The sequence below is a fragment of the Mesobacillus zeae genome, assembly GCF_003570705.1.
Classification (GTDB): Bacteria; Bacillota; Bacilli; order Bacillales; family Cytobacillaceae; genus Mesobacillus_C; species Mesobacillus_C zeae.
This window is the reverse complement of sequence record NZ_QWVT01000044.1, coordinates 53,095-59,461: the sequence shown is the minus strand read 5'-3', so window position 1 is coordinate 59,461 and position 6,367 is coordinate 53,095. Positions and strand designations below refer to the sequence as shown.

8 protein-coding genes are annotated in these 6,367 nt (G+C 43.5%); 6 read left to right on the top strand and 2 right to left on the bottom strand.

The window, feature by feature from the left end:
• Positions 1 to 77 precede the first annotated feature (77 nt).
• Positions 78 to 269, bottom strand: coding sequence for a YjzD family protein (locus D1970_RS20375; RefSeq protein WP_119114689.1), 192 nt, complete (start codon positions 267 to 269; stop codon positions 78 to 80).
• 196 nt (positions 270 to 465) lie between these two features.
• Here D1970_RS20375 and D1970_RS20370 point away from each other — a divergent pair, with 196 nt between their 5' ends.
• The 4 genes from D1970_RS20370 (at position 466) to D1970_RS20355 (ending at position 3,437) form a co-directional block, all read left to right on the top strand.
• Entirely contained in the window at positions 466 to 1,200 is a 735-nt protein-coding gene (locus tag D1970_RS20370) for a hydrolase (RefSeq protein ID WP_119114684.1), read from the top strand.
• Between the two features lie 67 nt (positions 1,201 to 1,267).
• The gene (locus D1970_RS20365) at positions 1,268 to 2,131 is read left to right on the top strand and encodes a hypothetical protein (protein WP_119114683.1); all 864 of its coding nucleotides are present in this window, start codon (positions 1,268 to 1,270) and stop codon (positions 2,129 to 2,131) included.
• 125 nt (positions 2,132 to 2,256) lie between these two features.
• Positions 2,257 to 3,207, top strand: a complete 951-nt coding sequence (locus D1970_RS20360) for a BMP family ABC transporter substrate-binding protein (RefSeq protein ID WP_119114682.1) — start codon at positions 2,257 to 2,259, stop codon at positions 3,205 to 3,207.
• A gap of 35 nt (positions 3,208 to 3,242) precedes the next feature.
• On the top strand, positions 3,243 to 3,437 hold the full coding sequence (locus D1970_RS20355; RefSeq protein ID WP_119114681.1) for a ComZ family protein: 195 nt from the start codon (positions 3,243 to 3,245) through the stop codon (positions 3,435 to 3,437).
• 68 nt (positions 3,438 to 3,505) lie between these two features.
• Here the strand turns inward: D1970_RS20355 and D1970_RS20350 are convergent, their stop codons facing one another.
• Positions 3,506 to 3,766 carry a hypothetical protein gene (locus D1970_RS20350; RefSeq protein WP_119114680.1) on the bottom strand — a complete coding sequence of 87 codons (261 nt, stop codon included), beginning with the start codon at positions 3,764 to 3,766 and terminating at the stop codon, positions 3,506 to 3,508.
• Positions 3,767 to 3,956: 190 nt separating this feature from the next.
• Here D1970_RS20350 and D1970_RS20345 point away from each other — a divergent pair, with 190 nt between their 5' ends.
• On the top strand, positions 3,957 to 4,889 hold the full coding sequence (locus tag D1970_RS20345; protein WP_119114679.1) for a beta-ketoacyl-ACP synthase III: 933 nt from the start codon (positions 3,957 to 3,959) through the stop codon (positions 4,887 to 4,889).
• Between the two features lie 123 nt (positions 4,890 to 5,012).
• A complete protein-coding gene (gene fabF, locus D1970_RS20340; RefSeq protein ID WP_119114678.1) occupies positions 5,013 to 6,254 on the top strand; it encodes a beta-ketoacyl-ACP synthase II in 1,242 nt (413 codons plus the stop codon).
• Positions 6,255 to 6,367: the final 113 nt, after the last annotated feature.

Here is a 6,367-nt window from a genome sequence, read left to right as displayed (position 1 = left end):
CGCTCTTCGTGTTTCCTTTATCTCGTATCGGTGGACTCCAGTCCATACGTCGCTGAACGGGCGCTTCCGCTTTTCTTTTAATGTGCGCCGTGCTGACCAGCTTGGTCTTCAGGAATGATGATAGGGAATATGTAAATAAGAAGTGTTGCTCCCACTGCCAGGATGCTGCCTGTTTTGTAATCAAAACCAATCCCGATCATGGAGCTGGAAACATAAGTAGCCATTTGAATCAGCAGAAATGTCCACAAAAAAGTCCATAAATATTTCATAAAATTCACCTCAACGTATATTGAATCCTTTCTCATCTTACCATAAGGCTGTAAAATAATAAATAAATTTAAAATGTTTGGTTGCGTTTCCATGTCCCTTGTAAAAATCAACCCTTTTTAATAGGCAAACTCCCGTTCCTTTTTGATGGAATCTCATACATTAATATGAACAAACTGTGCAAAGGAGCAACTAAAAATGGAGATCCGGAACTTCAGATTGGATACCGAATGGAATGCCGTCCACTACCCTGACAGGCCAAATGGTTTCGGTATCCTTATTATTGGAGATGAAAGGCATTTTGTGGAGAGCGGAAGCAGCTTCTGGACACAAAATGAAGGGAAACGATTATTTCTCAAGAAAATAAAAGACGCGGGCTACACTGTTTTTTACTCTAATCTTTACGGGAAAAACTGGGGGAGCAACAAAGCTGTGACAATGACAAAGCTGCTGTATCGCCATATTCTGCGCAGCGAGATTTTAAATGAAAAAATCCATGTGCTTGCAGAAGGGATGGGTGCGCTTGTTGCATTAAGACTTCTACAAAGCAATGATATAAAAATCCGTTCTTTGCTGCTGATTAACCCTATTCTTTCTCTTAAATCTCATCTTGAACAGGAAAAAGAGCATAAGTTTTTTCATAAGAAACTGATCAAAGAGTTAACGGTATCACATGGAATAGATATAGGAGACATTGAAGGAATCATTAATGGTGAGGATGAACCACAATTAAATGAAAGGATTCCTTCGAAAATTATCCATGTTCTGTCCGGAAACCGCGCTTACCGCCAGTCAGAAATGCTGAATGAGTATTTAAGCATGTGGACAAAAAGCGGTCTCCCCGTCTCTGTCACCTACATGGTCCCTGAGAAAAAACTGCAGCTTGGAAGCCATGCAGTGAAATTTTGGCATGAGCATGAAGATGTTCTGTGAACAAAAGGAAACCAGCCGGCATTCTGTTCATAAGATAAGTTGACAAAGAACATTGGGAGGGCTTTTGGTGGATTCAACGATCATTATGAATGTCTATGGATTTATCGGATACAGCCTTTGCAAATCTCTTCTCAATTCAGGCTGCGAAGTAAAAGGCTTAGTGCCTGAGCCTTGCCGGCCGGGTACAGGGGCGGAAGAAAAACAAATGGAAATTGGCCGGAATGCTAATTATTCAGAAACGGAATGCGAAGATTGGTATTCCGACAAAATGATAAATAAATCAAAGCTTATCATCCCCTTTTTTGATTTTTATATGCTTGGAACTGAAAAAAGTCTGACAGAGAATGCCTCCCTGAAATCCTGTTTGAGAAGAAATGCGGAATATTTGAGGATTTCCTTAGTCTTACCTTGTCGATTGCTATTTGACAAGGCCAGCAGGGATGAAACAATCATGCCCTTTCTTGAGTTTTTGCAGAACAACAGAATTGTTGTTCAGGAAATATATGTCCCCACTTTTTATGGTCAATGGCAGCCCGAAGAATACTTTTTCCATCAATTGATTAAAAATCCCGAGACCACTCGGAAAGAATTGGCTCCGCATGAGAGAGAAGAGACAATGGATGCCATTTTCTTAGAAGACGCCATGGAACAAATACTTCCGCTCTTAAAAATGGAAAACGGCAGGTTCCTCCTCAAAAGCAGTGACCCTAACGCATGGAGGGACTGTGCCCTGTCACTTACAGAGCCTGATGGTATGTGTAAAGCTGCCGGAGTAGGCATGGATTGGCCTATTGGTATTGAGAAGGTAAAAGCTGCGGATGTTCTGGATGCTGAAACGGTGATTGTCCAAAAGAAGCAAGATTACCGGAAGGGATTACAATTGCAGCAGGAATATTACGAGTTTTTGAAGAAGAAGAGGGAGAAGGCATAGATAAAATCCTTTTCAAATAAATCATGATAAAGGTAAAATGAAAAAAGATTGGACTAAGCCGGGCAGCCTTTGTTTTCCTGGTATGGTATTTTGTTAATAAATGCAGGTAAAGGAGGGGGCAAATAGTGTGGACTCGTTTCGGGCTCGTTTTATTCTGCCTGCTTTTGCTTTCTGGCTGCGGACATTCTTTCCATAGCGGAAAGATACAAAAAGTCGGCCTCCTTGTGCCCGAAACGATCAATGACCAGGTATGGGGCACAAAGGGGTACCGCGGGCTGCTTAAGATACAGTCGCGCTTTAATGCAGATGTTTTTTATAAGGAAAGCATGGATTCGGTAACTGAGGTGGAACAAGCAGTTGAGGAATTCCAGCAAAAAGGGGTCAATCTTATATTTGGGCATGGCAATGAATACGCCGAATATTTTAACAGACTGTCTGAAAAGTATCCTGAAATCCATTTTGTCAGCTTTAATGGAGATGCTAAGAAAAAAAACACCACAAGCCTTAACTTTGAGGCTTATTCTATGGGGTTTTTTGGAGGAATGGTGGCCGGCCATATGACCAAGACTGGAAAAGTATCCATTTTAGCCGCCTATGAATGGCAGCCTGAGATTGAGGGCTTTTATGAAGGGGCAATTTTCCAAAACAAAAATGTGGAGGTTGACATCCGCTACGTCGGGCATTGGGACCATGACCAAAGAGCAATTGAAATATTCGATGAAGCTGTCAATGAGGGAGCCGACGTTATTTACCCCGCTGGTGACGGATACAATGTCCCGATTATAGAAAGAACCAAGGAAAAAGGGCTATATGTAATCGGGTACATATCAGATCAGTCTGATTTGGGTGAATCAACGGTTTTGACGAGCACTGTTCAGCATGTTGATGAATTGTACGAGCTTGCCGCAGAGAGATTTGATGCAGGAAATTTGGATTCCGGCAATTTGAGCTTTGACTTCCAGGATGGTGTAATCACTCTTGGCAAGTTCAGCCCGAAAGTAGATCCCGAGTTTAGGAAGGCTTTGAACAAACAAATCAAAGAATATAAAAAAACCGGCAGGCTCCCGAATCAATAGATTCGGTCCTGCGTTAAAAGGAGCCGTGGAACAAAATGAATAACGATAAAACCCTGCAATTCATGCAAATTGCGATGAAGTATTTACCGGAAGCCAAGCAGCAGCTTGAGGATTCAGGCATTGAACTAAAGCCAGAGCTTATCGGGCCATTCATGGAACTGTTTACAAAAGTCATGAGCGAAGCGTATGAGCTTGGTAAAGCAGAAGCTGGTTCAGGAAACAATCGATAAATACATTAAAGGCTGCAGATATATTCCGCAGCTTTTAATTTTTCCTTTCAATCCGTACAGCTTAAGCGTTATTTTTTGCCCAGGAACTGGTCAAGCAGAGGGCGAGCTTTTTGGAATATAGGTTTTAGTCCATGTGCTGCTGACAAAAGGTTATCCACGTGGTGCATCAGTTCTTCCATATTTACATTTTCAAGTAATTCGCTTTTCCCCTGGCGTTCCTTTACTGCTGTCTTATTTGATCTTTCAACAGGCCCAAACATCATTCTGGAAAAAGGGTCTTTCTGCATATTGCTTTTATCTGCTGACTCATCTTGAAAATCTCCGTTCATTTCAACCATGCCTCCCAATATCTCTTTGCTAACAATCTATGATGAATTTGCTCGGTTGATATAGACAAAAGCGGAGAAGTGAATTTACAGTTGCAGAAAATGAACCTTGAGTGTTAAAATTAGTACCAAGTCATAATAATTGATAATAAATAGATGTCTTATAAAGCCTTAGTAAAAGGAGTTGAATACCATGAACGCAGGAATCATCGGGGCCGGACGCTTTGTGCCTGAAAAAGTGGTCACCAACCTGGATCTTGAGAAAGTAATGGACACGTCTGATGAGTGGATTCGCACCCGGACAGGAATTGAAGAAAGACGGATTGCGGATGAGAGCATGGATACTTCAGACATGGCTTACAGGGCAGCTGTCAATGCACTTGAAAATGCGGGTGTCGCGGCGGAAGAATTAGACTTGATTCTTGTTGCGACTGTTACTCCTGACAAGCCTTTTCCAAGTATAGCGTGTATGCTTCAGCATCGTTTAGGTGCAGTGAAAGCAGCTGCGATGGATGTGAGTGCAGCCTGTGCCGGATTCATGTATGGGATGGTGACGGCAAAGCAATTTATTGAAAGCGGAACTTATAAATATGTGTTAATTATTGGGGCAGAGAAGCTTTCAAAAGTAACCGACTGGAATGACAGGAATACTGCTGTATTATTCGGTGATGGTGCAGGAGCGGCTGTCATGGGACCGGTCAGTGATGGAAAAGGGATACTGTCTTTTGAGTTGGGTGCAGACGGATCTGGCGGTAAGCATCTTTATCAGGAAGATTACATCGTCATGAACGGCCGCGAGGTTTTCAAATTTGCCGTGAGACAAATGGGTGAAAGCAGCCTGAATGTATTGGAGAAAGCAGGTCTTTCCAAGGAAGATGTTGATTTCCTTATCCCGCATCAGGCCAATATCCGAATCATGGAATCGGCAAGGCAGCGGCTTGAACTGCCTGTAGAAAAAATGTCGTGTACCGTCCAAAAATATGGGAACACATCAGCAGCATCCATCCCGATTTCGATGGTCGAGGAACTAGAAGCTGGTAAAATCAAGGATGGTGACGTTGTTGTCATGGTCGGATTTGGCGGAGGACTGACATGGGGAGCTATCCTCATGCGCTGGGGTCGCTAACCGTAACCAGGAATTGACCAACCTCCGTTGATGAAAAAAGTTTATTGAGTTTTTCTCAATTTATTATTCAGTACAAAACAAGAATATCTCACCTTATCATTTGAAAAAGGGGCTGCAGTGGTAATGCAAAAACGAAGAGTAGTAGTGACAGGAATAGGGGCAGTAACCCCACTTGGCAATGACGCACGGACGAGCTGGGAAAAGGCAACTTCAGGTATTTCCGGGGTTGGACGAGTAACCCGTTTGAATGCAGATGATTTCCCGGCAAAAGTTGCGGCTGAGGTTAAAGAATTTAATATAGAACAGTTTATTGAAAAAAAGGAAGCCCGGAAAATGGACCGGTTTACGCATTATGCGGTAGCCGCTTCCCTAATGGCAGTTAAGGATGCAGGGCTTGATATTAATGAAGATAACGCGGGAAGAGTCGGCGTCTGGATTGGTTCGGGCATTGGCGGGATGGAAACGTTCGAACAGCAGCATGAGACCTTCATGAAGAGAGGATATCGCCGCGTCAGCCCTTTCTTTGTTCCAATGATGATTCCTGACATGGCAGCCGGGCAAGTCTCCATTACACTAGGTGCACGGGGATTTAACTCTTGTACTGTAACTGCTTGTGCGACAGGAACCAATTCAATTGGTGATGCTTTTAAAGTCATCCAGCGCGGGGATGCAGACGCGATGGTAACAGGCGGAGCTGAAGCGCCAATCACAAAGATGTCTTTTGCAGGGTTCTGTGCAAACACAGCACTGTCGACAAATGAAGATCCAGAAAAAGCGAGCCGGCCTTTCGATAAAAATCGCGACGGATTCGTTATGGGAGAAGGATCTGGCATTGTTGTCCTTGAAGAGCTTGAGCATGCAATTGCAAGAGGCGCAAACATTTATGCTGAAATCGTTGGATATGGAGCTACAGGAGATGCTTACCACATCACCGCCCCTGCTCCGGAAGGCGAAGGCGGTGCCCGGGCGATGAAAATGGCCCTGGATGACGGCGGTTTAAGCCCTGAAGATGTCGGTTATATCAACGCGCATGGAACAAGCACGGGATACAATGATAAATATGAAACAATGGCAATCAAGAGTGTGTTTGTGCAACACGCTTATAAGCTTGCAGTAAGTTCCACTAAATCAATGACAGGCCACCTTCTTGGTGCTGCAGGCGGAATCGAGGCCATCTTTACGGCTCTAACACTGAAAGAAGGTATTTTACCGCCAACAATCAATTATGAAACGCCAGATCCTGATTGCGACCTTGACTATGTCCCAAATGAAGCAAGAAGAGTGCAGGTCGAGGCAGCAATAAGCAATTCACTAGGCTTTGGAGGCCATAACGCAACGCTTGCATTCCGAAAATATAATGGGTAATAGAGAGCGGGCTTTTTGCCCGTTCTTTTTTTTTATAAGGTAAGAAAGTAAAACATTCTTAACCAAGACTAGTTCCAGCTACTTGGCGCTCTGCTTTTCTTTCGGGGAGGTTG